The following is a 25038-nucleotide window of genomic DNA, read 5'->3' on the forward strand; positions in this document are numbered from 1 at the left end:
GGCCATAACCAGTTGCTAAAGATCATCGAGGGTGTGAAGTTCATCGACGGGCTCGAGGTCGCCGCCAAGCCGACCGATTCTCAGCCCCAAACCGCCGCCGCCTGATCCTTCAGGCCGTCACCAAAAATCGGCGATAGCTCCTATGAAATACCGCTGATTTAAACGCCAGCCGGCCTGTAAGCCGGGTTCTGTACGTTCTTTGCAGAACGTGACGACCATTCCTCTGGGACGGACGTTGCCGCCCGCCTCTAGCAACCAACCCGGGCGACAGTCCCGGAGACAGGTTGAAGGCAAAAGCTCGCGCTTAAGGCCTTCCGTCGCCCCTATTCGGTCTTGCTCCCGGCGGGGCTTGCCGTGCCCCGAACGTCGCCGTTCGGGGGGTGCGCTCTTACCGCACCCTTTCACCCTTACCGCTTGCGCGGCGGTTTGCTTTCTGTGGCGCTATCCCTGGGGTCGCCCCCGCCGGACCTTATCCGGCGCCGTGTCTCCGTGGAGCCCGGACTTTCCTCTGCGTTTCGGCAGCGGCCGTCCAGCCGACTGGCCTCTTGAGGGATAGGCGCCCTCGCGACGGAATGCAAGACGGCGTCAAAACGTCGCCTTGGATAGCTAAGCAATAGTCGCCAGCTCATAAACTGTTTCTTCGCCTTGCCGTATACTGACGGGCGCCGCAGAAGTCCGACACGCAAAATGCGCAATTTCCGCGGGACCCGCGCTGCGTCGCGCCCTGCACTGTCTGAGTTTGTTGCTTTGCCTCGGATGTCGGCGAGAAGGCGCCGCGCAAGGCTGGAACCTTGGCGCCTTTGACGGCTTAAATCTTGAGTCGCAATCGGCGGCTTAGCCAATCGACGACTCGCCTGCGCATGGATGGTTCATTATGCAGCAGCACAGCAGCGCCACCGAGCGCAAACCTCGCGTCGTCATCATCGGCGGCGGCTTCGCCGGGATTGCGGCTGCGCAGGCGCTTGCTGGCGCCGACGCGCGCATATTCATCCTCGACAGCAACAATCATCATTGCTTTCAGCCCCTACTCTATCAGGTCGCGACGGCGGCCCTAGCTTCGCCTGATGTCGCCTGGCCGATACGCCACATCGTGCGGCGCCAGAAGGAAGTGACCGTGCTGATGCTCACGGTTGAGAGCGTCGACGCCGCCCGCAAAGTCGTCAAAACCGACAAATGCGAGATCGGCTATGACTTCCTCGTCATCGCGACAGGGGCCACCCACTCCTACTTCGGTCACAATTGGGCGAGTTTGGCGCCGGGGCTGAAATCCATTTCCGACGCGACCCTCATCCGCCGCCGACTGCTTCTCGCGTTCGAACGCGCTGAGGTCAGCGTCGATCCCGGCGAGCGCGAGAGACTGCTCACCATCATCATTGTCGGGGGCGGACCGACGGGAGTCGAACTCGCCGGCGCGATTTCCGAACTCGCCCGGCGAACGCTCCCACCAGAGTTTCGCCGCGCCGATCCACGGAACGCACGCATCATTTTGCTCGAGGCGGGGCCGCGCATTCTTGCAAGCTTTCCCGAACGGCTTTCCGACTATGCGCGCGATTCGCTGGAAAGGAATGGCGTTGAAGTGCGCGCGAACATGCCTGTCGATCAGGTCTTCGAGGACAGAATTGTCGCTGGAGAGAAGGAGATTCCCGCGGGCGTCATCCTCTGGGCGGCTGGCGTGCGGGCGTCGCCCGCAGCGAACTGGCTGGGCGTTGAAGGCGATGGCGCCGGACGCATTGCTGTGAGCGGCGATCTGACGATTCCCGCCCTTCCCGACGTCTATGCGATTGGCGATCTCGCCTTCGTGACCGGTCCTGATGGCGCGCCGGTTCCGGCGCTCGCCGCTTCCGCCAAGCAAATGGGCAGATACGCCGGACGCGCCATCCGACTCCGTCTGAAAGGGCGCTTTCCGCGCAAACCCTTCCGCTACCGGGACTACGGCAATTTGGCGACGATCGGCCGCAACTCCGCGATCGTCAAACTCGGCCGACTGGAACTGACCGGCTTTCCGGGTTGGCTCTTCTGGAGCGTGGTGCACATTTATTTTCTGGTGAATCTTCGCAGTCGCATCTTCGTCGCGATCAGCTGGATCGCGACCTATCTGACGGGCAATCGAGGCTCGCGACTGATTATCCGTTGATCGAATTGCGCCAGCGCAATGAAGCCGTCGGCAGATCGCTACATCTTTTCCTTGATCCCGCTGCGAATGAGAAACCAATTGATCGGATAGCTCGTCATGAAGCCGCAGATCATTGCGATCTGCATCATGAACCAAAACTCAAAACTGTTCACCTCCAGGCGCATGCCGAGCAGAACGCGGAACAAGTAAAAATAAGCGAACGCCATGAAGCCATACATGCCGATCTGCCAGGCGGTGAGTGAGAGCGTGTCAGCTTTTAACGCCTGCCAGAGCCCCTCAAGAGGTCGAAGATGGCGCATGGGCGCGATGGTGAAATATTGAAACGCGATTCCAAACAGAAAAGCGAAAATGTAGTCGAGCACCCATACGGCGAAGATTTTTTCCTCGAACAGCGAGCCCCAACCGAACCAAACGGCCACAGCCGGAAACGCAAAGGCAAGCCATTCGGCGCAAATATCGCCAAGCGTGCAGCCGCTCCCGCAGTGACTGGCGCCCTTGGCGACGACTATGGGAAATGGCGTTAAGACCTTGTTGGGCGGCTCTCTGCCCTCTTGTTTCGCCTCCATCGTCGCGCTCTTCGTGGCGAGGCGACCATATTTGAAATATCCCCAGACACTTACGGGACCGCCGAACAGCGCCACCACGGGCCAGACCACGTTCATGATCCACATGTGCTGCGGATGCACCACTTCGTCGACCGCGATGATCAGCGCGCAGAGCCCTCCAACCACAAGCGCGAAAATGGAGAGATCGTGAAGCCAAGCCGGCGTCATGCCTTATCTCCCGTCGTCGTGTCGAGGCCAACGCCGTCGGGCGGGCGAATATGCAATAGTCGATTGGAGTTCGCGCTAAGCCCGCTCCATCTCCGCGCCGCCCAGAAGCGCGCGCGACGCCGCCGCGCCGCAGGCCAGACCAACCGCCAAGGCGCCAAAAGCCGCGACCATCGAGCGGTCCGATAAGGCGAACTCCCAACCGGGCGTGATTCGCTTGGGCGCGAGGCCGTAATCGACGGTGGCGGCGATTCCCGACATCATCGCCGCATCGCCGATCAGTTCGAAGGTTGAGCGCGGCGGCTGCATCGCAAGCCAGGCCTCAAACGGGAAAGCCCAGAAGACCGCCGACGCGTGATGCGTCGCGTAGCCCACCGCCGTGTGTGCGGCGTCGACGTCGCTCCGCCCGCGCGATTTGCGCCCCCAAAGCCAATGGCTGGTGGCGTTGGTCGGCTCGAGCGCGCCCCTGCCTTCAAGCGTCGCGAGCGCCGCCAGGGCGGCGGTGGAGACGACGCTTGCGACGCTTCCGGTCACAAGCGCTGACAGACCGATGCGCGACAATTTTTCCATTCGAAGGCTCCTTGGAGACATTGAGATACTCGAACCCGGTCGCGCGTCGCTTCGTTCCAGAAAATTTTTGCTGAGGACCGGAAATGGATTAAGCCCTCGGCATGAGCGCGGCGCAGGACGAGGACGAAAGAGCGCGAATCGTCGAGATCTTGGCGCCCGTCGCGGTCGATTCGACCTATTCCTACCTCGCCCCGGCGGCGATGCGGCTTTCTCCCGGCGACAGCGTCACAGCGCCGCTGGGACGCCGGGAGGCTTATGGCGTCGTTTGGTCCATCGACGGCGACTCTGCCCCGGGCGGGAATCTCAAGACGGTCAGCGCCCGTCTTGATCGGCCGCCGCTTTCGCAAAAGCTACGCGGCTTCATCGACTGGCTCGCACGCTACACGCTGACGCCGCGCGGCATGGCGCTACGCCTCGCCACGCGCGCGGCCGAAGACGCCGGGCCCGAGGCGCCGCGCATGCTCTATCGCGCGACGGGCAATGTCCCGGAACGATTGACGCCGACGCGCGCCCGCGTCCTCAAAGCCGCGGAAGGCGGCGTTGCTTTCGCCAAGAAAGCGCTTGCCGAAGCCGCCGCCTGCTCGACGGGCGTCATCGACGCGCTCGTCGACGAGGGCGCGCTGGAGACGATCGCCGCGCCGCCGGCGCCGATTTCGCCGCCGCTCGATCCACAGTTCGCTGCGCCGGCGTTGGAGCCCGCGCAACAGGACGCCGCCGATGCGCTGAAGGCGTCGCTTGCGCCCCAGGCGTTCAAGCCTTTTCTGCTCGAAGGCGTCACCGGCTCGGGCAAAACCGAGGTCTATTTCGAGGCGATCGCCCAGGCGCTGGAGGCAGGCGGACAGGCGCTCGTCATGATGCCAGAAATCGCGCTGACGACTCAATTTCTTGAGCGTTTCGCGGACCGTTTCGGCGAAAAGCCCGCCGAGTGGCATTCCGGCGTCGGGACGCGCAAACGCGCGCGCATCTGGCGCGGCTGCGCGACGGGCGACGTTCGCGTGGTCGTCGGCGCGCGCTCGGCGCTGTTCCTGCCCTTTTCGGATTTGCGGCTGATCGTCGTCGATGAGGAGCATGAAGGCGCCTACAAACAAGATGACGGCGCGAGCTATCACGCGCGCGACATGGCGGTCGTGCGCGCGCGGATGGAGCAGGCCACGATCGTTCTCGCCTCGGCGACGCCCTCCATCGAAACCCGCGTCAACGCCATGCGCGGCCGCTACGGCTATCTGAGACTCGATTCGCGGGCGCGCGCACGCCTCATGCCGACGCTCGAAGCCATCGACATGCGCAAGGAAGGCCCGCCGCGCGGCCGATGGATCGCGCCGCGGCTGGCGTTGGCGGTCGGCGAAGCGATCGCGCGCGGCGAGCAGGCGCTGCTGTTCCTCAATCGGCGGGGCTATGCGCCGCTAACGGTTTGCCGCACATGCGGCCATCGCTTCCGCTGCGAACATTGCGACGCTTGGCTCGTCGAGCATCGTTTTCGGCGCGCGCTGATGTGCCATCATTGCGGCCATATCGAGCGCCGTCCGAACCTGTGCCCGGAGTGCGGCAGCGAGGATTCGCTCGCCGCCTGTGGACCGGGCGTCGAGCGACTCGCCGAAGAAGCGGCGACGCTGTTTCCGGATGCGCGCATACTCGTTCTCTCGTCGGATTTTCCCGGCGGCGCCGATCGGCTGCGGCGCGAACTGGAGGAGATTGCAAAGGGGAGCTTCGACATCGTCATCGGGACGCAACTCGTCGCCAAAGGCCATAATTTTCCGCATCTGACGCTTGTCGGCGTGGTCGACGCCGATCTGGGCTTGGGCAGCGGCGATCCGCGCGCCGCCGAGCGCACATTTCAGCTGCTCAATCAGGTCACAGGGCGCGCCGGGCGCGGCGACAAGCCCGGCCACGCGCTGATCCAGACGTTTCACCCGTCGCATCCGGTGATCGCGGCGCTTCTCTCGGGAGACGCGGAAAAGTTCTACGAACAGGAGATCGCCATACGCGAGCGCGCGGGCCTGCCGCCCTTCGGCCGTCTCGCCGCGCTGATCGTTTCCGCTAAGGACGCCGCCACGGCGGAAGCGCATGCGCGCGCGCTCGCGCTCGCGGCGCATGAACTGCCGCCATCGCCCCGCTACAGAGTCGCTGCGCCCGGCGCCTGGCCAGAGCAGAATGAAATCGCGCTGCTTGGTCCAGCGGAGGCGCCCATCGCGCTCATCCGCGGCCGCTATCGATTCCGCTTGCTGGCCAAAGGACCGCGCAGCGCCGACATGCAGGCGTTTCTGCGCGACATGCTCGCGGGCGGACCGAAGGAACGCGGCGGCGTGCGCGTGCAGGTGGACGTCGACCCGCAGAATTTCTCGTAACGCTATCGCTGTTTGCCGATTAGAGACGGACCCGGCGCGACGCGTTACCCTCCGATGACTCGCGCCACGACCCTGGCCGTATAGTCGACCATGGGCACGATCCGCGCGTAGTTGATCCGGGTCGGGCCAATGACGCCGAGCGCGCCGATGATCCGGCGTTCGCTGTCGCGCAGCGGCGCAGCAATCATCGATGAGCCCGACAGCGAGAACAGCTTGTTCTCCGAGCCGATGAAGATGCGGACCCCTTCGCCCTGCTCGGCGCGCTCCAAAAGGTCGATGACCTCCGTCTTCGTCTCCAGATCGGCGAACAGCAGCCGAACGCGTTCGAGGTCGACGGCGGCGGTCAGGTCCTCAAGAAGATGCGCCTGGCCGCGGACGATCAGCTGCCGCGATTCGCCCATTGCGCCCGCCCAGGTCGCAAGCCCCGTTGCGACAAGCCGGGCGGCGAGTTCGTCGAGCTCCATTTGTGCGGCCTGACGCGAGCTTTCGATGCTTGCGCGCGCTTCCGCGATGGTCCGTCCGCAGACGCGCGCATTCAGATAGTTGGCGGCTTCGGTAAGCGCCGAGGCCGGAAGATCGCGCGCGACAGGAATCACGCGATTCTCGACCGATCCGTCATCCGCGACCAGAATGACCAAAGCCCGCTCGGGCTCGAGCCGCACGAAATCGATCTGCTTTAAGCGCACATTGTCCTTGGAGGCGACGACGACGCCGGCGACGCGCGTCAGTCCCGACAGCAGACTCGTCGCTTCCGCCAGGACGCCGGGAAAATCATGGTCTTTGGAAGCCGCTTCAACTTCGGCGGCGATGCGCGCGCGCTCATTCTCCTCGACGTCGCCGATCTGAAGCATGGAATCGACGAAAAAGCGCAGGCCAAGCTCGGTCGGAAGACGTCCGGCGCTCGTATGCGGCGCATAGATGAGGCCGAGCTCCTCGAGATCCTGCATGACATTGCGCACCGAGGCGGGCGACAGCGTCATCGGCAGGAGCCGGGCGAGATTGCGCGAGCCGACCGGATCGCCTGAGGCGAGATAGCTGTCGACGATGTGCCTGAAGATTTCGCGGGAGCGCTCGCTGAGCTGCGCGAGGCTCAGAGCCGAAGGGTGGGCAAGCGGGGCGTTGCGGATCATTCAACAAGAATATCGCACCGGCGCGCCAACAAAAAAAGCCCGGCCGCAAGGCCGGGCTTTTTTCGACGTCGGGGAGGACGGTCGATCAGAGGCCGAGTTCAGGCATGCCGATCAGCGCGCCAAAGCTCTTGACCTGATAATTCACGCCAATGCGGGCGATGTTCGTATCCAGGTAGTTGCCGGCGCCGGTACGGTAAGTGAACGGGAAGGCGAGGTTCGCGCTGGAGGCCCCCTTCATGCGGGTGAAGATGTACTCCGCCTTGACGGTCCAATTGTCGAGGATGGCGTATTCGATGCCGGCGCCGATGGCGAAACCGCCCTGCCACACCGACTGGCTGACGGGGAACACACCCCCCCACTGCTGGCCATAGGGACGCACCTTGCCATAGGCCAGGCCGCCAGTGATGTAAGGCAGAAACCGGCCGAAGGCGTAGCCGAAGCGCAGGCGCTCCATGCCAAACCATTGCAGACGGCTGCTGGCGCCGACGCCTCCGAGATAGGAGCCCGCATTCGACACGCGAACGTCGGCGTAGTTGAATTCGCTTTCGTAACCAGCGACGAGACCGTTGGCGAACACCCAGTTATAGCCGTTCTGGTAACCGACCAAATATCCGCTCGTGCCGAACGAAGTCGATGTCGGAATCGCCAGGAAGGGTCCGGGCGCCAGCAGGTAGGTTTGCGAATATTGGCTGGAAACGCCGCCGGCGTAAGAGCCGCTGATGCCGATGTGGAAGCCTTCCCAGCTGAAGACCGGCGGCGGCGGCGGTGGCGGCGGAGCCTTGTAAATCGGGAGGTCAGCCGCCGAAACGGCGCTCACCGCCAGCACCGACGCAAAGGCGCCAACAATATAAGTTCTGAAAGTCATCCGAGGCGCCTCCAATAAGCTCGTCCGCTTGGGACGAACGGCAGTTTCGAATGCAAAGTATCACCATCAAACCTAAGACGTAATTACCGTAGAGGTATGCAACGGCGTTTTTCCGGCGCCGTTGCCGATGGGACACACTTTCGCGCAACATGCTGATTTTCCCGGAATCTACTCCCCTGATCCGGCGCTGATCAGCGCTGCTGCGAGGACGCCGAGGCTCGCCTTATAGGCCGCGAGCGAAAGCCGCGACTCGTAATAGCGGCGCGCCGCGCTGCCGCGCCGCCCCGCTTCGTCCAAAGGCGCGCTGGCGGCCGCCCGGCTCAGCGCGTCGGCGAATTCTTGAGCCGAATCGACGATGACGACGCCAGGAAGGCTCAACGCTTCCTCATCCATCCCGCGCATCGCCTGCCTGGTGGCGATCAGCGGCAGGCCGCTCGACAGCGCTTCGACCGCTTTGATCGAAAGTCCAGTTCCGCTGATCGTCGGAAGCAGCGCAAGGCGGGCGTTCGCGTAGACGGCGCCGGGGTCTTCGACTCGGCCCAGAAACCAGTCCTTGTAGGCAGCGTATTGCTTCGGCGCCTTTGAACGCACCCCGGCGTCGACGTTGCCGACGATCTTCACTGTGACGCCCGGCGCTTTCGGCGCGACTTCGCGCAAAAACCAGACGACGCTTTCGACATTGGCGGTGTTGTTGCTCGCGACAAGAATGATGTCCGGACCGCCAGGGCCGGTCGGCGCCTCAGGCGTTGCGGGATAGAGCAGCGCATGCGCCTTCTCAGGAACCAGAGCGCGAAAGTCTTCGGCCTCCTGCGCATTGAGATGCAGCAGCAGATCCGCGCCGCGCATCGCCTCAAGTTCCTGCGCCAGCATCGATTCGTGGGAGGCGCGTGGGGAAAGCCACGGCATTGTTTCGTTGATCAGCGCGAATTGCCGCGCCTGCAGATCATGCGTGTCGAGCAGGATCGGCGCGGCGCCGCGCGCGAGACGGCGCGCAATCGGCATCAGAAAAAAGTGATTGCAGTGAACGAGATCGAACGTCGCGCCCTCGATGGCGCGCGACAGCCGCGCGCGCTCCGCCATGGCGAGACGCACCACCGCCTGATCGCCATGGAGATAGGGCCACAGCACGTTAAGCAAAAAACGGGGCGAGAGCATCGCGTGGAACGGCGCGCCGCCGTAATAGCGCGCGCCGCCATCAAGTTCCGGAGTCGCCTGGTTAAAGGATTTCCAGATCCAGTTCCGGCCCGGAACGAAGCCTGGATCGGAACTGACCGCGATCGGAAAAACTTCGGCCCCCAGCGCGCGATAGGCGGCGATCTGCCCAAGGACGACGCGATAGGTGCCGCAGGAGTGCCAAGCCGGGTGGATCAGCGCGACGCGCCGGCCAAGAAGCGGATGCTGCGCGCAGGCCAAGCAATCACTCGATGCAACGCTCAACCCGTTCCTCCAGCTTCCGCGAGCCGCAGCCTAAGCAGAGTTTAACTGTTCCGACAATTGCCGCGTAGCTTTACGGGGCCTGATTCAGAGCGTGGCGGCGGCCATCGCCAAAGCGTGCGCATAAGCTTCGGGGCTGAACGCGTCTTCGTACAGGCGACGCGTGTCGCTTCGCTCCGGCTCTGCAGGTTCTCCGCTCACGGCTCGCGCCTCAGCGTCGCGCCATAACGCCGCAAATTGCCTGGCGTTTTCGGCGAGAGCGACATTTCCCAATTTGGCGGGATCGACCTGCATGCCGCGAAATGCGAGCGTCGTCGCGACGAGGGGCGCGCCACAGGAGAGCGCCTCGACCGCCTTGATCGACAGGCCGTGGCCCTCGACGGTCGGGAGCAGCACGCAGCCGGCGTTGGCGTAAACCGCGCCGATGTCGTCGACGCGGCCTTTGAACAAGGCGCGATGCGACTCATAGAGCGCCGCGTCGCGTCTCTTCACACCGCCGTCGATATTGCCGTAGATCGCGACGCGGGCGCCGCCCGCAAAGGGCATGACCTCCTGCAAGAACCAGCGAAGGCTCATGTAATTGGCGTAATTGTCGCTCGCCACGATGATGATGTCGCGTCCGCGCGCCAAGGGCGCCGACGCCACCGCCGGATAGATGAGCGCATGTCGTAACTCCGGCAGGAGCCGTTGAAAATCGCGATGCTCTTCCTCATTGAGATGCGCGCAAAGATCGGCGCGGCGCATCCATGAGAGTTCGACCTCGAGCATGTCGTCGTAAGTCGCATGGGGCGTGACGAAGAACTCGCCCTTGTTGCGCAACACATATTGGCGCGCCTGAATGTCCTGCGTCTCCAGAACGACGGGAACTTTACGGCCGCGCATCAGCCTTTGCGCGAAGGGCAGCGTGAAGTAATGATTGGCGTGAATGAAGTCGATCGACTCGCTCTCGAATCCTTCGGGCAAGGGCGCGCGCTTTGCGAGTTCGATGAGCCACGACGCCTGATCGCCGTGGATCAGTCGCCACCAGCCATCGACGAGCAACCGGGACGCCAAGGCGGAGAACGGCGCGCCCGAATAAAAGCGACGATCGGCGCCGATGTCGCGCGACGCCTCAAAATAGGTTGTCCAGCGCCCGCCGCGCGGTGGACGGCGCGCGAGATCGTCCATCATCGCGACAGACACGACGCGCGCGCCAAGCGCCTTATAGGCGGCGATCTGACTGACGTTCACCTGATAACTGCCGCAACTGTGCCAGGCGGCATGAACAACGGCGACGGTTTTGCCGGCAAAAGGCCGCGCCGGCGGGCCGGCGGTCTCCGCCCGCCGCGCCGCGGATGACGAAATGTGGCCCATCGTATCAGACATCGTGCTGCAACATGGTCGATCGTTCTCAAATACCTTACGAAAATCGCGCGCTCGGCCTCTCAGGCGCGCCGACTCGCTGCTGTTTCAGATTGAGGCGTCCGACCCGCATCTTCCCTCAATGCCGAGCCGCCTCTTGCTTTTGCCCGCCATTTTCAAATACATCCCCTATATGAGGCTTCGCGTCCCAAATCCAGTCTTATCGCCCGAGGGCGCCGCGGCGCCCATCCCCACCCCTGCCAAGCGATACGGCGTCGCCATCGTCGGCAATGACAAGATCATCGACTGGCTGCTCCCTTTTCTCGAAAGCTACCGAGACACAAATTCCGCGCTGCCGCTTTATCTCATTCCCTATGACGACAATGTTGGCATGACGCGCCGCGCCGCGGAAATTTACGGGGCGCATTACGTCGGCGAAGAGCCGACCGAAATCGACAAGCTCTCGCACGAACTTTATCCCGGCATCTTCAACACCAACCGCCGTCGGCTGCGAAAGCTGCAAGCGCTCTCCCTGCCGCTTGATGAAGTCGCCTATGTCGACGTGGACGTCATTCTGTTTCGCGACTTCACGCCGCTGTTCGGCCGTCTGGACAAAGGCAAGACGGAGTTCATCGTCGCCTCGCCGAGCTTCGAATATGTCTACAATGACAGGCGCGACCACTATCCGTTTCTCAAGGACGCGCTCCTCTTCAATGACGGCTTCTGGGTTACATCGAACCAATATCTGAAGCTGTCCGATTTCATCGAGACGATCCGTGACGACGCCGTAATTTTCCATGACGTGCGCAAGCGCGGTCAGCTCTTCGCTCAGCCGCTCGTCAATTTCGTCACGCACCGCCGGGGCCTGAAAATCGAGCTTTTGCCGAATGTCATCGCGGGCGCCTCTCACGAAAGCTTCTACAAGGCGCCAGGCGTCGAATTTAAGAACGGCAAGCCCGTCGACTACGAAGGCAAGGAGATCTATTTCGCGCATTGGGCCGGCGCGACAGCGCTGCCCAAGAATGGCGTGTTCGACGAGGCGTGGACGCACTATTCGCAGGCCGCCTGGGCGAGGTTCAAGCAATGACGCGCAGCGTCTCGCATCGTGCGCGGCTTAACGCCAGCGCGCCGCTCTTCCGCTTGGGCGTCGCGACGCGAACTTTCTTTGCCGCTCGGCGCGACGCCGAGCGATAGCGCGGAGCCCCCGCCATGCCGCGCCTGTTGTTCCGCTATCTGTTCAAGCGCATCGGATTCGGCGTGCTCATCGTGCAGTTCGCGCTCTCCATTCCGGTCGTCTTGTCATATCTGCTTTACCAACTGCCGCCGGCCGCCGTGCGCGGCGGCCTTGTCATTCCCGCCTTGATCGGGGTGACGCCGACGGTGGCCTATGTGACGCTGCCGATGGCGGTTGGCGTCGCCACCGCCCTCGAGTTCGGCCGCATGGCTAGCGAAGGCATGGTCGCCGTTCTCTATGCGCTGCGCCTTTCCGTCTGGGCCATCTGCCGCCCGGCGCTGGTCTTGGCGGCCGGCGTCGTCGTCCTCGGCTATCTGCTCGCCAATTTCGCGGCGCCCTATTATTCGAGCGGCATGCAGGATGTGCTCAATGTCGTGCGCAATTCGCTCAACCATCGCATGCTCGACGCGGCGCATTTCTACACCTTCGACAATGGCGTGAAGACGCTCTACATCGAGCGTTGGGAGACGCCTGACCTTGCGGTCAATCTGTTCGTGCGTCAGCTGTCGATCGAAAAGATGCAGGAAGAGACGGTGACGGCGGCGCGCGCCGAATTTCGCCGCAACGAATCAGGCGTCATCGTCGCGCTCTCCAACGGCAGCATCCAGACGCGCTCATTGACGACAGGCGACGTGCGCATCGCCAATTTCGACGAATACGCCATGGCGCTGCCGATGCAGGGTAGCACATCGCTGCCCGACCGGGGCTGGCGCGGCGTTTATGAATTGTCGGCCGGCGCCTTTCTCGCCAATTATGCTGCGGCGCGGGGCGATCCGCGCCAGCTTGGAGAGTGGACGGCCGAGGCGGCGAAGCGCTTCGGCGTGCCGGCGCTCGCCTTTGCCCATACGCTCCTCGCGATGGCGCTCGTTCTGACATTCGGGAACATCACCGGCCGGCGCGGCGCGGCGGGAGGCCTCGCCACGATTGCGGTTCCCGCCGTTCACATCGGCTTTCTCGTCGCGCTTGAATCGCTCCTGCGCATCAATGGGCTGTTCGTCTTGCTGCTTGCCGCGCTCGCCCTCGCCGAAGTCGGCGTTTCAGTTTGGCTCCTTGCCCGGCTCAACCGCAGCCCAAAGCCCAAGCGCCTTCTCGGCCAACGCGCTGCATCCGCGCGGGACGCCTACGCGACGCCGCTCGCCTGAGTTTCTTCGGCGCGCATCGCCTTACGGTAGTCGGCGACCACCTTCGCCGGGTCGCCGATCTCGCGCACGACGCCGTCCTCCAGCCAGAGCACGCGGTTGCACAGAGAGGCGAGAAAGTTGAGATCGTGCGACACCATCAGAATGGTGCCGGTTTTGGCGAATTCGGCGATGTATTTCTCGCACTTGCGCTGAAATATTTCGTCGCCGACCGAAAGCGCTTCATCGACGATGAGCACGTCGGCCTTGGCGTAGGCGCAGATCGCGAAAGCCACTCGCGCGATCATGCCCATCGAATAGGTGCGCATCGGCTGCTCAAAAAATGGCCCGATGTCGGCGAAGGCGGCGATGTCCGCGATGCACGCGTCGACCTCCTTGCGCGACAGCCCCAGGATCGCCGCGCCGATGCGGGCGTTTTCGCGCCCCGTCAGCAAGCCGTCGAAGCCCGAGCCGAGCGCCAAAATTGGCGCGATACGGCCGCCGACGCTGAAATCGCCCTTCGTTGGCTGGGTGATGCCGCACAGAATCTGCAGCAGCGTTGTCTTGCCGGCGCCGTTGCGTCCCACGATGCCGACGCGCTCGCCTCTCTCAACCGTGAAATTGACGTCATGCAGAACCCATTTGTCCTTATAGAACTTCTTCCATAGGCCAAACAGGATCTGCTTGAGCTGATCGTTCTGATGCGCATAGAGCTGGAAAGCCTTGCCGACGCCCGCGCAGCGGATAGTGGGCTCAGATGACATCGACGATGACCGATTTGTAGCGCATGAAAAACTGATAGCCGCCAAGGAACACCGCGTAGGAGATCGCGACAAGCGCGAAATAGCCGAAGACGTTTGGAATTGTTCCATCAAGCGCAACGCCGCGCAGCATCTCGATGTAATCGCCGACGATGTTGAGACGCAGCCACAATGCGACCGATCCGGACATGGCGGCGATCTGGTCCAGGCGATAGAAGATCGGCGTCGCGAACATGAGCACCGGCACGACGGAGGCCATGATATGGGCGACGTCGCGCGTGAACGCCCCGAGCGCCATCAGAAACCACACGACGCCAATGGTAAAGAGAAAAAAGGGCGCGATCAGAAATGGCGTCAGCACGATCGTTAAGGGAATCGTTCCTGCCGTCAGCAACCGAAAGACGATGTAGACGGCGAAGCCCACTCCACCGTAGGTGAACGCCCGGATCGTCGCAGTCCAGGCGATGGTTTCGCTGGGGAAAATCGACTTCTTCACGAAGTTGACATGCTCGTGCAAGAGCATTGGCGCCCGATAGGCGAGTTCGCTAAACAGATTGAAGACAATAAGCCCGATGAAAATCGAGCTTGCATAGTCGGTGACGCCCATGCCGGCGGAAAGCTGCGGAACCGTGATCGAGAACAGCGCGGTATAGGTGAGCAGCATGATGAGCGGCGAGAGCACCGCCCAGAGCGGTCCAAGCGCCGAGCCACGAAATCGGGAAATGAACTCGCGCCGCACGACGGCGCGGATAAGCTCCCGGTTGCGCCAGGCCCGTTCGAAGGGCGCGACATAGACAGGAGGGATCGAGGCGAGCAAGTGTCGGCGCGTCCTTTCAGGTTCAGAACATGTTCTCGAAAAGCGCGAGGCGTCCCTCGGACAGGATCGTGCGCCGATCGAAGCTATCGCGCCTGGCGCGGCGTCGCCCGCATAGACCAGTTCAGCCCGCCCCCTGTCAATGGCGACGCTCACCCTCAATGGTACGGCATGCAGTATCGAGCTTATTGTCTTGGGAAGCGGCCATGGTGACGCGTCGCGCGACGATCGCCGGACTGGGCGCCCTGGCGACGCAGTTGATCCTGCCGAGCGCCGAAGCGGCGCCAGAGCCGCCCTATCAGCTGGGTGAATGGACGGGCGACAGTTTCGCGCCCATGCACGCGATCCGCGATGGGCTTTGGCGCGCTCCGCTTTCGGCTCCCGAGCGGCGCGTCGACGTCGTCGTCATCGGCGGCGGTCTGGCCGGCCTCGCCGTCGCGGCGCTGCTACGGGATCGCGACGTGCTCGTCCTTGAGCGCGAGTCGGCTCCTGGCGGCGTCGCCAAATCCGAGCGTTGGCGCGATGTCGATTATGCGCTCGGATCAGCCTATATCGTTGACATATCTAATCCTTTCATGGCGCTTTACGAGACGCTGGACCTCGCGCCGCACCCTGTCAGCGAACCGGTCGACAGAGCGCTGTCAGGGACGGCCGGCGCGGGGGATCCCCGGGAGCGGGAATGGCGCGGCGGCTATGAGCGGCTAAAGGCGCTTTTGCGCCGCCTCGGCGAGAGCCCGGACTTTCCCAAGATTCCGATCGGGGAGGCGTCGGCGCCGGCGCTTGCGCTGGACCAGCTCTCCCTGCACGAATTCTTGCGGCGCGAGCATATCGACGCCGAACTCTTCGGCCTGCTTGACGCCTACAGCCTCTCGGCGCTCGGCGCGCCCACGGCCGAAATATCCGCCTATGCGGGCGTCAATTTTCTTTCGGAGATCAACGCGCCGATCTACGCCTTCCCAGGAGGCAACGCGGCGATCGCCCGCGCCTTGGCGGCGCGCCTATCACGCGCCGGCGAGGGACGCATCCTCACGGGCGCCGCGGTTTACGCGATCGAGCCGGCGGAAGGCGGCTACGCCCGCGTGGGCTGGTTCGACGCGCGACATCCAGAAGCGCCCCGCTGCCTCGAGGCGCGCTGGGCGGTGGTCGCCGCGCCCTATTTTTTTGCAGGCCGCATTCTGCGCGGCGTCGATCCCGCCGCGACGGCGCAAATGACCCGGTTGCGGCAGGGCAGCTATCTCGTCGCCAACTGCTGTTTCGAGGGACCGCCGGCGGAGCTGCCCTATGACAGCTGGGCCCTGGGCGCTCAGAGCTTCAGCGACGCGATCAGCGCGACCGCAGTGCTACCTGCCGGCGAGCGGCCCAAGGATCGCAGCGTCCTGACCGTCTATGCGCCGTTTCGAGACCCTCGCGCGGGTCGCGCCCGCCTGCTCGCGGGCGAACGCGCCGCCTTCGCCGCGCCGATCGTCGAGGAGCTGCGACGTTTCATGCCGGAGACGTTCGGCAAGGCGCGGCTCGCCGAGGTGCAGCTGACGCGCTGGGGCCACCATCACCTCATCGCCGCGCCGGGGATCGTCGCCACGATGCGCGCCTTGCCAAAACGCTTCGGCAACGTCCTACTCGCCCATTCGGACGGTCAGGGCATGCCGGCGGTCGAGAGCGCCATCGTCGAGGCGCAGAACGCCGTCGAGATCATCACGAGGGGCTGAGCGCCCTACTCCACCGTGACGCTCTTGGCGAGATTGCGCGGCTGATCCACGTCTTTGCCCATGAAGGTCGCGACGTGATAGGCGAGGAGCTGCGCCGGAACGGCGTAGACGATGACCGCGAACGGGCCCGCCACGCTTTCCGGCATTTCGATGAAACCGGCGAGCTCGGCGGCCGCGGCGTCCCGGGCGTGCGGCGAACCGATCAGAATCAGATGGCCGCCGCGCGCGGCGACTTCCTGGAGATTTGAGACTGTTTTTTCCAGGCTCGCGTCGGGCGGCGCCAACACGATCACCGGCATGGCGAAGTCGATGAGCGCGATCGGCCCATGTTTCAGTTCTCCGGCCGCGTAGCCCTCCGCGTGAATATAGGAGAGCTCCTTGAGCTTCAGCGCGCCTTCGAGCGCCAGCGGAAAGGCCGGTCCACGACCGAGATAGAGCACGCTTGAGGCCCGCGCCACGTCGCGCGCCACGGGTTCGATCTGCGCTTCGTGCGCGAGCGCCTGCGCCATCTGCCCAGGCGCGGCGACGAGTTCGGCGACCAGTTCGCGTTCGCGTTCCTTGCTCAGCACGCCGCGCGCGCGGCCCAGCGCCAATGCTAGGCAAGCGAAAACCGCGAGCTGACAGGTGAAGGCCTTGGTCGAGGCGACCCCGATCTCGGGTCCCGCCAATGTCTGCGCCACCGTGTCGCTCTCGCGCGCGATCGTTGAGGTTTCGACGTTGACGATCGAGAGAATGTGCTGGCCCTGTTCGCGGGCGTAGCGCAGTGCGGCGAGCGTATCGGCGGTTTCGCCGGACTGCGAGACCAGAATCGTCAAGCCATTCTCGGGCAGCGGCGCCTCGCGGTAGCGAAATTCCGAAGCGATGTCGATTTCGACCGAAAGGCCCGCGAAGCGCTCCAGCCAATAACGCGCCACGAGGCCGGCGTAATAGGCCGTGCCACAGGCCGAAATGGTCACGCGCGAGAGCGTCCGCGGATCGAATGTGAGTTCGAACGGCAGGCGCACGACGCCCTCGGCGAGATCGAGATAATGCGCCAGCGTGCGGCCGACGACCTCCGGCTGCTCGTGGATTTCCTTGGCCATGAAATGGCGGTAGTTGCCCTTGTCGACCAGGAAGGATCCGGCGAGCAGCGGCTGAAAGCGCCGCTCGACGAGAGCGTCGCTGGCGTCATGGAAGCGCGCGCCGTCGCGCGTCAGCGTCACCCAGTCGCCCTCGTCGAGATAGGCGATGGAGGTCGCGAATGGCGCGAGCGCGAGAGCGTCGGAGCCGAGATAGACGCCCTCGTCGCTCCGACCCACGGCAAGCGGCGAACCGCGCCGCGCGCCGATCAGCAGATCGTTTTCGCCCTCAAAAAGAAAAACGAGCGCAAAGGCGCCCTTCAGGCGCTTCAACGCCGCCGCGACGGCTTTTTCCGGCGTTGCGCCGTTGCCCAGCGCGTCGGCGACAAGATGGGCGACGGCCTCGGAGTCGGTCTCGCTCGAAAAGACATGGCCTTTCGCCGTCAGCTCGGCGCGCAGCTCGCGGAAATTTTCGATGATGCCGTTATGAACCACCGCGACGCGGTCGTTGGCGTGCGGATGGGCGTTGTTCTCGGTGGGGCGGCCATGGGTCGCCCAGCGCGTGTGGCCGATGCCGATGGCGCCCGAGAGCGGCGCGGCCGCGAGCTTTTCTTCGAGGTTCTTGAGTTTGCCGCTCGCCCGCACACGGGTGAGCCGCCCGTTCTCCAGAGTGGCGATCCCGGCCGAATCATAGCCCCGATATTCGAGACGCTTGAGCGACTCGACGATTTTCCCGGCGACCGGAGCCGTTCCGATGATTCCCACAATGCCGCACATGACGACCTCCAAAAGCATAATAGCAAGAGCGCCGCCAAAGGCGGTGGACAAAAAATGTCGTCAAATGATGATGCGCATGCTTAACGGCGTCATATTATTTTTTCTTCGCCTTTTTCGCCGCCTGCGCCATACGAAACGAGACCGCCCAGCCCGCCTTTTCCATCTGCCGGCCGCGCGCCACCGCGAGCGCGTCTGGCGCAACATCCTTGGTGATGACGGAGCCGGACCCGACATAGGCGCCCTGCCCGATCGTCACCGGCGCGACAAGCGACGAGTTTGAGCCGATAAAGGCGTTTGCGCCGATCGTCGTGCGATATTTGAGGAAGCCGTCGTAATTGCAGGTGATGGTTCCTGCGCCGATATTGGCGTTGGCGCCGATGTCGGCGTCGCCGATGTAGGACAGATGATTGACCTTGGCGCCTGGCGCGACATTGGCGTTCTTGATCTCGACGAAATTCCCGACCTTGGCTTTGTCGGCGAGCGCGGCGCCCGGACGCAGTCGCGCGAAGGGACCAACGCTCGCGCGTTCGCCAACGCGCGCGCCTTCAAGATGCGAGAAGGCGTGGATCACCGCGCCGGCGGCGATTTCAACGCCCGGTCCGATGACGACATGCGGCTCGATCGTCACGTCGCGGCCGATCACGGTGTCGGCGGAGAGAAAAACCGTCTCTGGCGCGATCATCGTCGCGCCCCCCGCCATGGCGGCGCGGCGAAGACGCATCTGCGCGAGGGCCTCAGCCTGCGCGAGCTGGACACGGTCGTTGACGCCGAGAACTTCGGTTTCGTCGGCGATGACGACTCTCGTTTCGCGTCCGTCGGCGCGCGCGAACTCGACCACGTCAGTAAGATAGAACTCGCCTTTGGCGTTTTTGTTGTCGATCTTTTCCAGCAGGCGCAGCGCCCCTAGCCCGTCGATCGCCATCAGACCGCCGTTGCAGAGCGTGACCGCGCGCTCTTCATCGGTGGCGTCTTTTTCCTCGCGGATGGCGACGAGACGCCCCGAGTCGTCGCGCAGCAGCCGTCCGTAGCCGAAGGGGTTGGACGCCTGAAACCCCAGAACGGCGACGGCGGCGCCCCCGGCAAGGGCGGCGCGCAAGGCGCCGATCGTCGGCGCCGTCACCAGCGGCGTGTCGGCGAAGAGCACCAGCAGGTCGTCGCATCCTTCCGCGATGGCGGCGCGCGCGGCGAGAACGGCGTGCGCCGTGCCGAGCCTTTCGCTCTGCACGAAGATCTCTGCGTCAGCGATCGAGCGGCGCGCTTCAGCGCCGACGTCATCGCGTCCCGGGCCGACGATCACGGCGACGCGGCCGACGCCCGCCGTCGTGGCGCTCGACAGCACATTGGCGAGCATGGAGCGGCCGGCGACCTCATGCAGCGCCTTCGGCCGGTTGGATTTCATCCGCGTGCCTTCGCCGGCGGCAAGGACGATCGCGAGCGCGCTTCTGGATTTCGGCATCTGGCGCCCAAGGCTAGACGTTGGCGTAAGGAGCCGGCGTCGCGACGCCGCTCAGGCCGCGGTTCTGGCAGATTCGAGCGGCGGAGCGCAAGCCGCCGCGGCTTTCGCGCGCAGCCCTCAAAAACCGCCAAGAAAACCATTTTGTCTCCTTAGCTTTCTTGTATAGAGGGGCTGTCGCCAGCCCAGCGCCGCAAAAAGGCTCAATCACCCGTTCATGGACCGCGCGGATCGGCCTCCTTCGGTAGCTCATGTTTGAACGTCGAGATGTTTTGAAAGCGGGCCTGGGCGCAATCGCGGCGGGGATCGTTCCACCGCCGGCAAGCGCGGGGACCGCCGGTCAGGTAGATCCCCCGACTGTCCAAAAATCTGCGCCGTTTTCGCGCGACATGGTGGTCGAACTTGCCCGCGCGCTGGCCGCAAAGCCTTATACGCCGCCGCGAACCGACCTGCCCGAACCCTTCGCTAATCTCTCCTACGAACAATTCGTCGGGATCAAGACGAAGCCCGACGCGGCGATTTGGCGTCACGACAACACGGGTTTCAGCATCGAGCCGCTTCACCGCGGCCATATTTTTGCGGCTGCTGTGGATATCTACGTCGTGGAGAACGCCGCCGCCGCGCGACTGCCTTATGAGGCGAGCCGCTTCGACTATGGCGCGCTCAATGTCCCGGAGACGCTTCCCGACCTCAGCTTTTCGGGCTTTCGGGTGCTTCACGCCCAAAATGGCGGCGCCGAAGCGGAGCTCGCCATATTCCAGGGGGCGAGCTTCTATCGGGCCGTCGCGCGCGGGCAGAATCTGGGCGTCACGGCGCGCGGCCTCTCCATTCGAACGGCCGATCCGCGTGGCGAGGAATTCCCCGCCTTCCGCAGTTTCTGGATCGAGAAGCCCGCGCTCGGCGACAACGCGCTCGTCATCCATGCTCTGCTCGATTCGCCCAGCGTCGCCGGCGTCTATCGCTTCACCCTGCGGCCCGGCGAAGCGACGCTCATCGACACGGAGTTGACGCTCTATCCGCGGACGGCGGTCGATCATTTGGGAATCGCCGGCTTTGCCGGGGCTTCGCTCTTTACGCCGCTCGACCGCCCCAGGCTCGACGATTGGCGGCCGATGGTCGCCGACATCAACGGCATTCAGATGCTCAGCGGCCAGGGCGAATGGCTCTGGCGACCCGTGTCGAACCGCGAGATCCTGCAATTCTCCTCCTTTGTCGACGACAGTCCGCAGGGCTTTGGCTCGCTGATCCGGCAGCGCGACATCGACGACTATGAGGACGACCAGCAGCACTGGGAGCGCCGTCCCTCGCTGTGGGTCGAACCGCTCGGCGAATGGGGCGAAGGCGCCCTGCAGCTCGTCGAGATTCCCTCGGAATCCGAAATCAACGCCAATATCGTCGCCTATTGGCGGCCCAAGACTGCTCTCGTCGCCGGCAAGGAGACGTCTTTCGCCTATCGGCAGTTCTGGTGCTGGGAGCCGCCGACGCGGCCGCCGCTGGCGATCGCCATGAGCGCGCGCTCGGGCCGTGCGCCGGGCGGCAAGCTCCGCCGTTTTATTGTCGTGTTTTCCGGCGACGTGTTGGCGGACCCTCAACGCACAACGCAGCTGAAAGCAGCGTTGACGACCTCTCCGGGATTGGCGACGAATATTCGCACCTATTTAAATCCGTCGGCAAAGTCCTGCCGCGTCGTCTTCGACGTAGACCCCGCCGGCGAGAACTACTGCGAGCTTCGGCTCGTTTTGCAGTCCGACGAGCGACCGATCAGCGAGACCTGGCTTTATCGATGGACGTCGTGACCCTCGCTCCTTCAGACAATCCGCCGCGGGCAATGGAATGGCGGACCTCCAGCTCCGATCCCGCCGCCGCCCCGCCGACCCCGATCGAGAGCCGGCTGTCGATGCCGGCGCAAAATCTCTTCAAATTCGACAAGCGGCAGCGGCGCAAAACCGAGGCGCCTTGGCTGTGGCGCACGCCATGGCTTTCGAGGATTTTGACTTTTGGCGGCGGCTTGGCGCTGACCGCCTATGGCGCTCACGAGATGTATAAGGTCGTCGACGTCGGCGGGGTGACGACATTGAAGTGGGCGCTGCTGGGGTTGTTCGTACTGAACTTCTCCTGGATCGCGCTGTCCTTCACAAGCTGCGTCGTTGGCTTCGTCCTGCTGATGCGCCGGCGCCGGCGCCCGGCTCTGCCGGCGGCGCTCGCCGAGACCACCGCCGTTGTGATGCCGATCTACAATGAGGCGCCGAGCCGAGTGTTCGCCGCCCTGCAGACGATCTACGAAGACGTGCAAGCGACCGGCCTTGGCGCGCATTTCGATTGGTTCTTCCTCTCCGACACCACCAATCCCGACATCTGGGTCGCCGAAGAGCGCGCCTTCATCGGTATTCGCCGCCGGCTCGGCCCACAGGCGCGAATCTTCTACCGCCGGCGTGAAAAGAACACCGGACGCAAGGCGGGCAATATTGAAGATTTCGTCTCGCGCTGGGGCGGCGCCTATCAGCACATGGTGGTGCTCGACGCCGACAGTCTGATGAGCGGGCCGACCATCGTGCAGCTCGCCGCTGCAATGGAGGCCGACCCCGACAGCGGCATCATCCAGACGCTTCCGCTGATCATCAATCGCAACACGCTCTTCGCCCGGGTCCAGCAATTCGCCGCGCGCATCTATGGCCCCGTCATCGCGATGGGCCTAACGGCCTGGATGGGCCGCGACGGCAATTATTGGGGGCATAACGCGATCATCCGCACAGAGGCCTTCGCCCGATACTGCGGCCTGCCCGACCTGCGCGGCCGGCCGCCTTGGGGCGGCCATATCCTGAGCCATGACTTCGTCGAAGCCGCGCTTATCCGCCGCGCCGGATATGCGGTCTACATGACGCCGACGCTTGGCGGCTCCTATGAAGAAAGCCCGCCTTCCCTGATCGACCTGTCGATTCGCGACCGCCGCTGGTGTCAGGGCAACCTGCAACATGCGCGCGTACTGCTCGGCAAAGGCTTCCACTGGGCGTCGCGGCAGCATTTTCTCACCGGCATCTTCGGCTATCTGACGTCGCCGCTCTGGCTGCTGCAACTTCTCATCGGTATCGTCATCGTCTTCCAGGCGAGCTATTTCCGACCGGAATATTTTACCGGCGAATTTGCGCTCTTTCCGACCTTCCCGCGGTTCGACGCCGAACGGTCGCTCGAACTCTTCGGACTGACGATGGGCATTCTGCTCGCCCCCAAGATGTTGGGCCTGATCGTCGCCATCTTTGAGCCGGAAACGCGCAAAGGCTCCGGCGGCGTGATCATGCTGCTGATCTCGACCCTTTTCGAAGTCGTGCTGTCCGCCCTGCTGGCGCCGATCATGATGCTGATTCAGACCGGCCATGTGCTGCACATCGTTTTCGGCTTCGATACCGGTTGGGATCCGCAGCGACGCGACGACGGCTCGGTGCCGTTTGCCGATATCGTCCGCCGCCACCTGTGGCACGTGGCGCTGGGCCTCTTAAGCCTCGTCGCAGGCTTCATGATTTCGCCCTCGCTCGTCGCCTGGATGTCGCCGACGATCGCCGGCCTCGTGCTCGCGATCCTGATTTCCTGGGCGACGAGTCAACGTTGGCTGGGCCTGATGTTTCGTCGCGCCGGCGTGCTGACGACGCCCGAAGAAACGGCGACGCCGCCGATCGCCAAGCGCGGCAAGGCGCTCTCCAAAGCGCTGGCGCGCGCCGGCGAAGATGACATCAATGGTCTGCTGGCCATCCACGCCGATCCCGAGTTGCGCGCGCTGCACGAAAGCTGGCTGCCGACGCGACGCCCGAGGCAGCGGGGGCAGATCACCGCGGACCGGGCCTTGGCCGAAACTAAAATCGCCGACGCCGAGACGATCGAGGACGCAGTCAATTGGCTGAACCGCGGCGAGCGGCTGGTGGCGCTCTCCGACCGTGCGCTCATCGGCATGATCGCGCGTCTGCCGCGCCGGGCGGCGCTGGCGGCCGCTGCGCAGAGAACCCCGCGCGCCGCGGAGTGACTCGGCGGGCTTGAGACAAGGCTGATTGGCTCGTGACTCATATCTACAAAATCGTTTCGCAGTCCGAGTGGCGCGCGGCGGAAGCGGCGGGCGTCTTTAGCGGCGCGGCGGTCGATCTCGCCGACGGCTTCATTCACTTTTCGGCCGCGGATCAGGTCGAGGAAACAGCGGCGAGATATTTCGCCGGCCAAACCGATCTGCTGCTCGTCGCGGTGGACGCCGCCGCGCTCGGCGACGCGCTCAGATGGGAGGTTTCGCGCGGCGGCGCGCCCTTTCCGCATCTTTATGCGCCGCTTCCTCTCGAGTCGGTTGCGCGCGTCCATCCGCTGCCCTTAGGCGCGGATGGCAAGCACGATTTTTCGGCCATCCTCGAATGACGGACGCCTTCGCGATCGCGTCGCCGCTTTTACGTCTGCTCGACGCTGAAACGGCGCATCATGCGACGATCGCCGCGCTGAAACTGCTGCCGCGTCGTGCGCCGCCGGCGAATGATCCGCGTCTCGCGGTCCACGCCTTCGGTCTCGACTTTCCCAATCCGATCGGCCTCGCGGCAGGCTTCGACAAGAACGCCGAAGTCGCCGACGCCATGCTCGGCCTCGGGTTCGGCTTCGTCGAAGTCGGCACGCTGACGCCGCGCGCGCAGCCCGGCAATCCGCGTCCCCGCGCCTTTCGACTCGTCGAGGATCACGCCGTCATCAATCGCTATGGCTTCAACAATGAGGGCCATGCGCCGGCGCTGGCGCGCCTGTCGAAGCGCGCGCGGCGAGGAATCGTCGGCGTCAATATCGGCGCAAACAAAGACGCCGCCGACCGCGCGGCGGACTATGTCGCGGGCGTGCATGCCTTCGCCGACGTCGCGAGCTATTTCACGATCAACGTCAGTTCGCCGAATACGCCAGGCCTGCGCGATCTGCAGGAGCCGGAAGCGCTTTCCGATCTCCTCGCGCGCGTCATCGAGGCGCGCGACGCGGCGCCGGTTCGGCGGCCCCTGCTCCTCAAAATCGCGCCGGACCTCACGCTCGCGCAGCTCGACGCCATCGTGCGCGTCGCGCGCGATCGGCGCATCGACGGCATGATCGTGTCGAACACGACGATTTCGCGGCCCCTATCGCTGCGCTCGCATTTTGCGAAGGAGAGCGGCGGCCTTTCCGGCGCGCCGCTGTTCGATCTCTCGACGCGCATGCTCGCGCAAACATTTTTGCGCGTGGAAGGACAGTTCCCGCTGATTGGCGTCGGCGGCGTCGGCAGCGCCGAAGCGGCGCTCGCCAAAATCGAAGCCGGCGCGACGCTGGTGCAGCTTTATTCCGCGCTTGTTTATGAAGGGCCAGGGCTGGTCACGCGGATCAAGCGCGGGTTGATCGAAACTCTCGCGCGCGACAAAGAGGCGCTGGCGGCGAGGATCGGCAAATGCGCTACGACGTCATGCCGCGCGGAATAGATCTTCGATAGGCGCTCGCCAGCGCTAGCACGCCATGTCTGACGATCGCCGGCTTCCATGTGACGGCGCGCGATGCTA

The 25038-nt window shown here is 64.1% G+C and carries 19 protein-coding genes and 1 other RNA gene; 9 read left to right on the plus strand and 11 right to left on the minus strand.

What is annotated here, in order from left to right:
• Nucleotides 1-161 precede the first annotated feature (161 nt).
• An RNA gene (rnpB, locus tag ACR65T_RS00965) (RNase P RNA component class A) lies at nucleotides 162-541 on the minus strand.
• Between the two features lie 333 nt (nucleotides 542-874).
• Here rnpB and ACR65T_RS00970 point away from each other — a divergent pair.
• Entirely contained in the window at nucleotides 875-2134 is a 1260-nt protein-coding gene (locus tag ACR65T_RS00970) for an NAD(P)/FAD-dependent oxidoreductase (RefSeq protein WP_434494731.1), read from the plus strand.
• A gap of 38 nt (nucleotides 2135-2172) precedes the next feature.
• On the opposite strand, the gene ACR65T_RS00975 is transcribed toward ACR65T_RS00970, so the two are convergent.
• On the minus strand, nucleotides 2173-2907 hold the full coding sequence (locus tag ACR65T_RS00975) for a DUF4396 domain-containing protein (protein WP_434494732.1): 735 nt from the start codon (nucleotides 2905-2907) through the stop codon (nucleotides 2173-2175).
• A 75-nt stretch (nucleotides 2908-2982) separates the two neighbouring features.
• Nucleotides 2983-3474: a hypothetical protein gene (locus ACR65T_RS00980; RefSeq protein WP_434494733.1), complete on the minus strand. Its 492-nt coding sequence runs from the start codon at nucleotides 3472-3474 to the stop codon at nucleotides 2983-2985.
• A 101-nt stretch (nucleotides 3475-3575) separates the two neighbouring features.
• Between ACR65T_RS00980 and ACR65T_RS00985 the strand changes: the two genes are divergently transcribed.
• Nucleotides 3576-5819: a primosomal protein N' gene (locus ACR65T_RS00985; protein WP_434494734.1), complete on the plus strand. Its 2244-nt coding sequence runs from the start codon at nucleotides 3576-3578 to the stop codon at nucleotides 5817-5819.
• 44 nt (nucleotides 5820-5863) lie between these two features.
• On the opposite strand, the gene hrcA is transcribed toward ACR65T_RS00985, so the two are convergent.
• The 4 genes from hrcA to ACR65T_RS01005 form a co-directional block, all read right to left on the minus strand.
• Nucleotides 5864-6949: a heat-inducible transcriptional repressor HrcA gene (hrcA, locus tag ACR65T_RS00990; protein WP_434494735.1), complete on the minus strand. Its 1086-nt coding sequence runs from the start codon at nucleotides 6947-6949 to the stop codon at nucleotides 5864-5866.
• A gap of 85 nt (nucleotides 6950-7034) precedes the next feature.
• Nucleotides 7035-7814, minus strand: a complete 780-nt coding sequence (locus ACR65T_RS00995; protein ID WP_434494736.1) for an outer membrane protein — start codon at nucleotides 7812-7814, stop codon at nucleotides 7035-7037.
• A 168-nt stretch (nucleotides 7815-7982) separates the two neighbouring features.
• Complete coding sequence (locus ACR65T_RS01000; RefSeq protein ID WP_434494737.1) at nucleotides 7983-9227, minus strand: glycosyltransferase family 4 protein; 1245 nt, start codon at nucleotides 9225-9227, stop codon at nucleotides 7983-7985.
• Nucleotides 9228-9335: 108 nt separating this feature from the next.
• Nucleotides 9336-10613, minus strand: coding sequence for a glycosyltransferase (locus tag ACR65T_RS01005; RefSeq protein WP_434494738.1), 1278 nt, complete (start codon nucleotides 10611-10613; stop codon nucleotides 9336-9338).
• A 169-nt stretch (nucleotides 10614-10782) separates the two neighbouring features.
• Between ACR65T_RS01005 and ACR65T_RS01010 the strand changes: the two genes are divergently transcribed.
• Together ACR65T_RS01010 and ACR65T_RS01015 are read left to right on the plus strand one after the other, a co-directional pair.
• Nucleotides 10783-11676, plus strand: a complete 894-nt coding sequence (locus tag ACR65T_RS01010; RefSeq protein WP_434494899.1) for a hypothetical protein — start codon at nucleotides 10783-10785, stop codon at nucleotides 11674-11676.
• Nucleotides 11677-11798: 122 nt separating this feature from the next.
• The gene (locus ACR65T_RS01015; RefSeq protein WP_123175773.1) at nucleotides 11799-12965 is read left to right on the plus strand and encodes an LptF/LptG family permease; all 1167 of its coding nucleotides are present in this window, start codon (nucleotides 11799-11801) and stop codon (nucleotides 12963-12965) included.
• Here the strand turns inward: ACR65T_RS01015 and ACR65T_RS01020 are convergent.
• Entirely contained in the window at nucleotides 12944-13705 is a 762-nt protein-coding gene (locus ACR65T_RS01020) for an ABC transporter ATP-binding protein (RefSeq protein ID WP_434494739.1), read from the minus strand. The genes ACR65T_RS01015 and ACR65T_RS01020 overlap by 22 nt on opposite strands.
• The gene (locus ACR65T_RS01025) at nucleotides 13695-14519 is read right to left on the minus strand and encodes an ABC transporter permease (protein WP_434494740.1); all 825 of its coding nucleotides are present in this window, start codon (nucleotides 14517-14519) and stop codon (nucleotides 13695-13697) included. The genes ACR65T_RS01020 and ACR65T_RS01025 overlap by 11 nt, the downstream gene beginning before the upstream one ends.
• A gap of 203 nt (nucleotides 14520-14722) precedes the next feature.
• Here ACR65T_RS01025 and ACR65T_RS01030 point away from each other — a divergent pair, with 203 nt between their 5' ends.
• Nucleotides 14723-16222, plus strand: a complete 1500-nt coding sequence (locus tag ACR65T_RS01030) for an FAD-dependent oxidoreductase (protein ID WP_434494741.1) — start codon at nucleotides 14723-14725, stop codon at nucleotides 16220-16222.
• Between the two features lie 5 nt (nucleotides 16223-16227).
• On the opposite strand, the gene glmS is transcribed toward ACR65T_RS01030, so the two are convergent.
• Together glmS and glmU are read right to left on the minus strand one after the other, a co-directional pair.
• Entirely contained in the window at nucleotides 16228-18057 is a 1830-nt protein-coding gene (gene glmS, locus ACR65T_RS01035) for a glutamine--fructose-6-phosphate transaminase (isomerizing) (RefSeq protein ID WP_434494742.1), read from the minus strand.
• 94 nt (nucleotides 18058-18151) lie between these two features.
• On the minus strand, nucleotides 18152-19513 hold the full coding sequence (gene glmU / locus ACR65T_RS01040) for a bifunctional UDP-N-acetylglucosamine diphosphorylase/glucosamine-1-phosphate N-acetyltransferase GlmU (protein ID WP_434494743.1): 1362 nt from the start codon (nucleotides 19511-19513) through the stop codon (nucleotides 18152-18154).
• A gap of 248 nt (nucleotides 19514-19761) precedes the next feature.
• Here glmU and ACR65T_RS01045 point away from each other — a divergent pair, with 248 nt between their 5' ends.
• From ACR65T_RS01045 to ACR65T_RS01060, 4 genes are read left to right on the plus strand one after another with little or no spacing between them, the layout of a single operon-like run.
• Entirely contained in the window at nucleotides 19762-21306 is a 1545-nt protein-coding gene (locus ACR65T_RS01045; RefSeq protein ID WP_434494744.1) for a glucan biosynthesis protein, read from the plus strand.
• Entirely contained in the window at nucleotides 21294-23522 is a 2229-nt protein-coding gene (gene mdoH / locus ACR65T_RS01050; protein WP_434494745.1) for a glucans biosynthesis glucosyltransferase MdoH, read from the plus strand. The genes ACR65T_RS01045 and mdoH overlap by 13 nt, the downstream gene beginning before the upstream one ends.
• A 32-nt stretch (nucleotides 23523-23554) precedes the next feature.
• Complete coding sequence (locus tag ACR65T_RS01055; protein WP_434494746.1) at nucleotides 23555-23899, plus strand: DUF952 domain-containing protein; 345 nt, start codon at nucleotides 23555-23557, stop codon at nucleotides 23897-23899.
• Entirely contained in the window at nucleotides 23896-24960 is a 1065-nt protein-coding gene (locus ACR65T_RS01060) for a quinone-dependent dihydroorotate dehydrogenase (protein WP_434494747.1), read from the plus strand. The genes ACR65T_RS01055 and ACR65T_RS01060 overlap by 4 nt, the downstream gene beginning before the upstream one ends.
• Nucleotides 24961-25038 lie beyond the last annotated feature (78 nt).

Source organism: Methylocystis sp., assembly GCF_051061285.1.
GTDB lineage: Bacteria > Pseudomonadota > Alphaproteobacteria > Rhizobiales > Beijerinckiaceae > Methylocystis.

What these genes read in the sequence shown, in the direction of transcription:
- ACR65T_RS00970 (WP_434494731.1), top strand. Translation starts at nt 875, where the DNA reads ATGCAGCAGCACAGCAGCGCCACCGAGCGCAAACCTCGCGTCGTCATC.
- ACR65T_RS00975 (WP_434494732.1), bottom strand. Translation starts at nt 2,907, where the DNA reads ATGACGCCGGCTTGGCTTCACGATCTCTCCATTTTCGCGCTTGTGGTT.
- ACR65T_RS00980 (WP_434494733.1), bottom strand. Translation starts at nt 3,474, where the DNA reads ATGGAAAAATTGTCGCGCATCGGTCTGTCAGCGCTTGTGACCGGAAGC.
- ACR65T_RS00985 (WP_434494734.1), top strand. Translation starts at nt 3,576, where the DNA reads ATGAGCGCGGCGCAGGACGAGGACGAAAGAGCGCGAATCGTCGAGATC.
- hrcA (WP_434494735.1), bottom strand. Translation starts at nt 6,949, where the DNA reads ATGATCCGCAACGCCCCGCTTGCCCACCCTTCGGCTCTGAGCCTCGCG.
- ACR65T_RS00995 (WP_434494736.1), bottom strand. Translation starts at nt 7,814, where the DNA reads ATGACTTTCAGAACTTATATTGTTGGCGCCTTTGCGTCGGTGCTGGCG.
- ACR65T_RS01005 (WP_434494738.1), bottom strand. Translation starts at nt 10,613, where the DNA reads ATGTCTGATACGATGGGCCACATTTCGTCATCCGCGGCGCGGCGGGCG.
- ACR65T_RS01010 (WP_434494899.1), top strand. Translation starts at nt 10,783, where the DNA reads ATGAGGCTTCGCGTCCCAAATCCAGTCTTATCGCCCGAGGGCGCCGCG.
- ACR65T_RS01015 (WP_123175773.1), top strand. Translation starts at nt 11,799, where the DNA reads ATGCCGCGCCTGTTGTTCCGCTATCTGTTCAAGCGCATCGGATTCGGC.
- ACR65T_RS01020 (WP_434494739.1), bottom strand. Translation starts at nt 13,705, where the DNA reads ATGTCATCTGAGCCCACTATCCGCTGCGCGGGCGTCGGCAAGGCTTTC.
- ACR65T_RS01030 (WP_434494741.1), top strand. Translation starts at nt 14,723, where the DNA reads ATGGTGACGCGTCGCGCGACGATCGCCGGACTGGGCGCCCTGGCGACG.
- glmS (WP_434494742.1), bottom strand. Translation starts at nt 18,057, where the DNA reads ATGTGCGGCATTGTGGGAATCATCGGAACGGCTCCGGTCGCCGGGAAA.
- glmU (WP_434494743.1), bottom strand. Translation starts at nt 19,513, where the DNA reads ATGCCGAAATCCAGAAGCGCGCTCGCGATCGTCCTTGCCGCCGGCGAA.
- ACR65T_RS01045 (WP_434494744.1), top strand. Translation starts at nt 19,762, where the DNA reads ATGTTTGAACGTCGAGATGTTTTGAAAGCGGGCCTGGGCGCAATCGCG.
- mdoH (WP_434494745.1), top strand. Translation starts at nt 21,294, where the DNA reads ATGGACGTCGTGACCCTCGCTCCTTCAGACAATCCGCCGCGGGCAATG.
- ACR65T_RS01060 (WP_434494747.1), top strand. Translation starts at nt 23,896, where the DNA reads ATGACGGACGCCTTCGCGATCGCGTCGCCGCTTTTACGTCTGCTCGAC.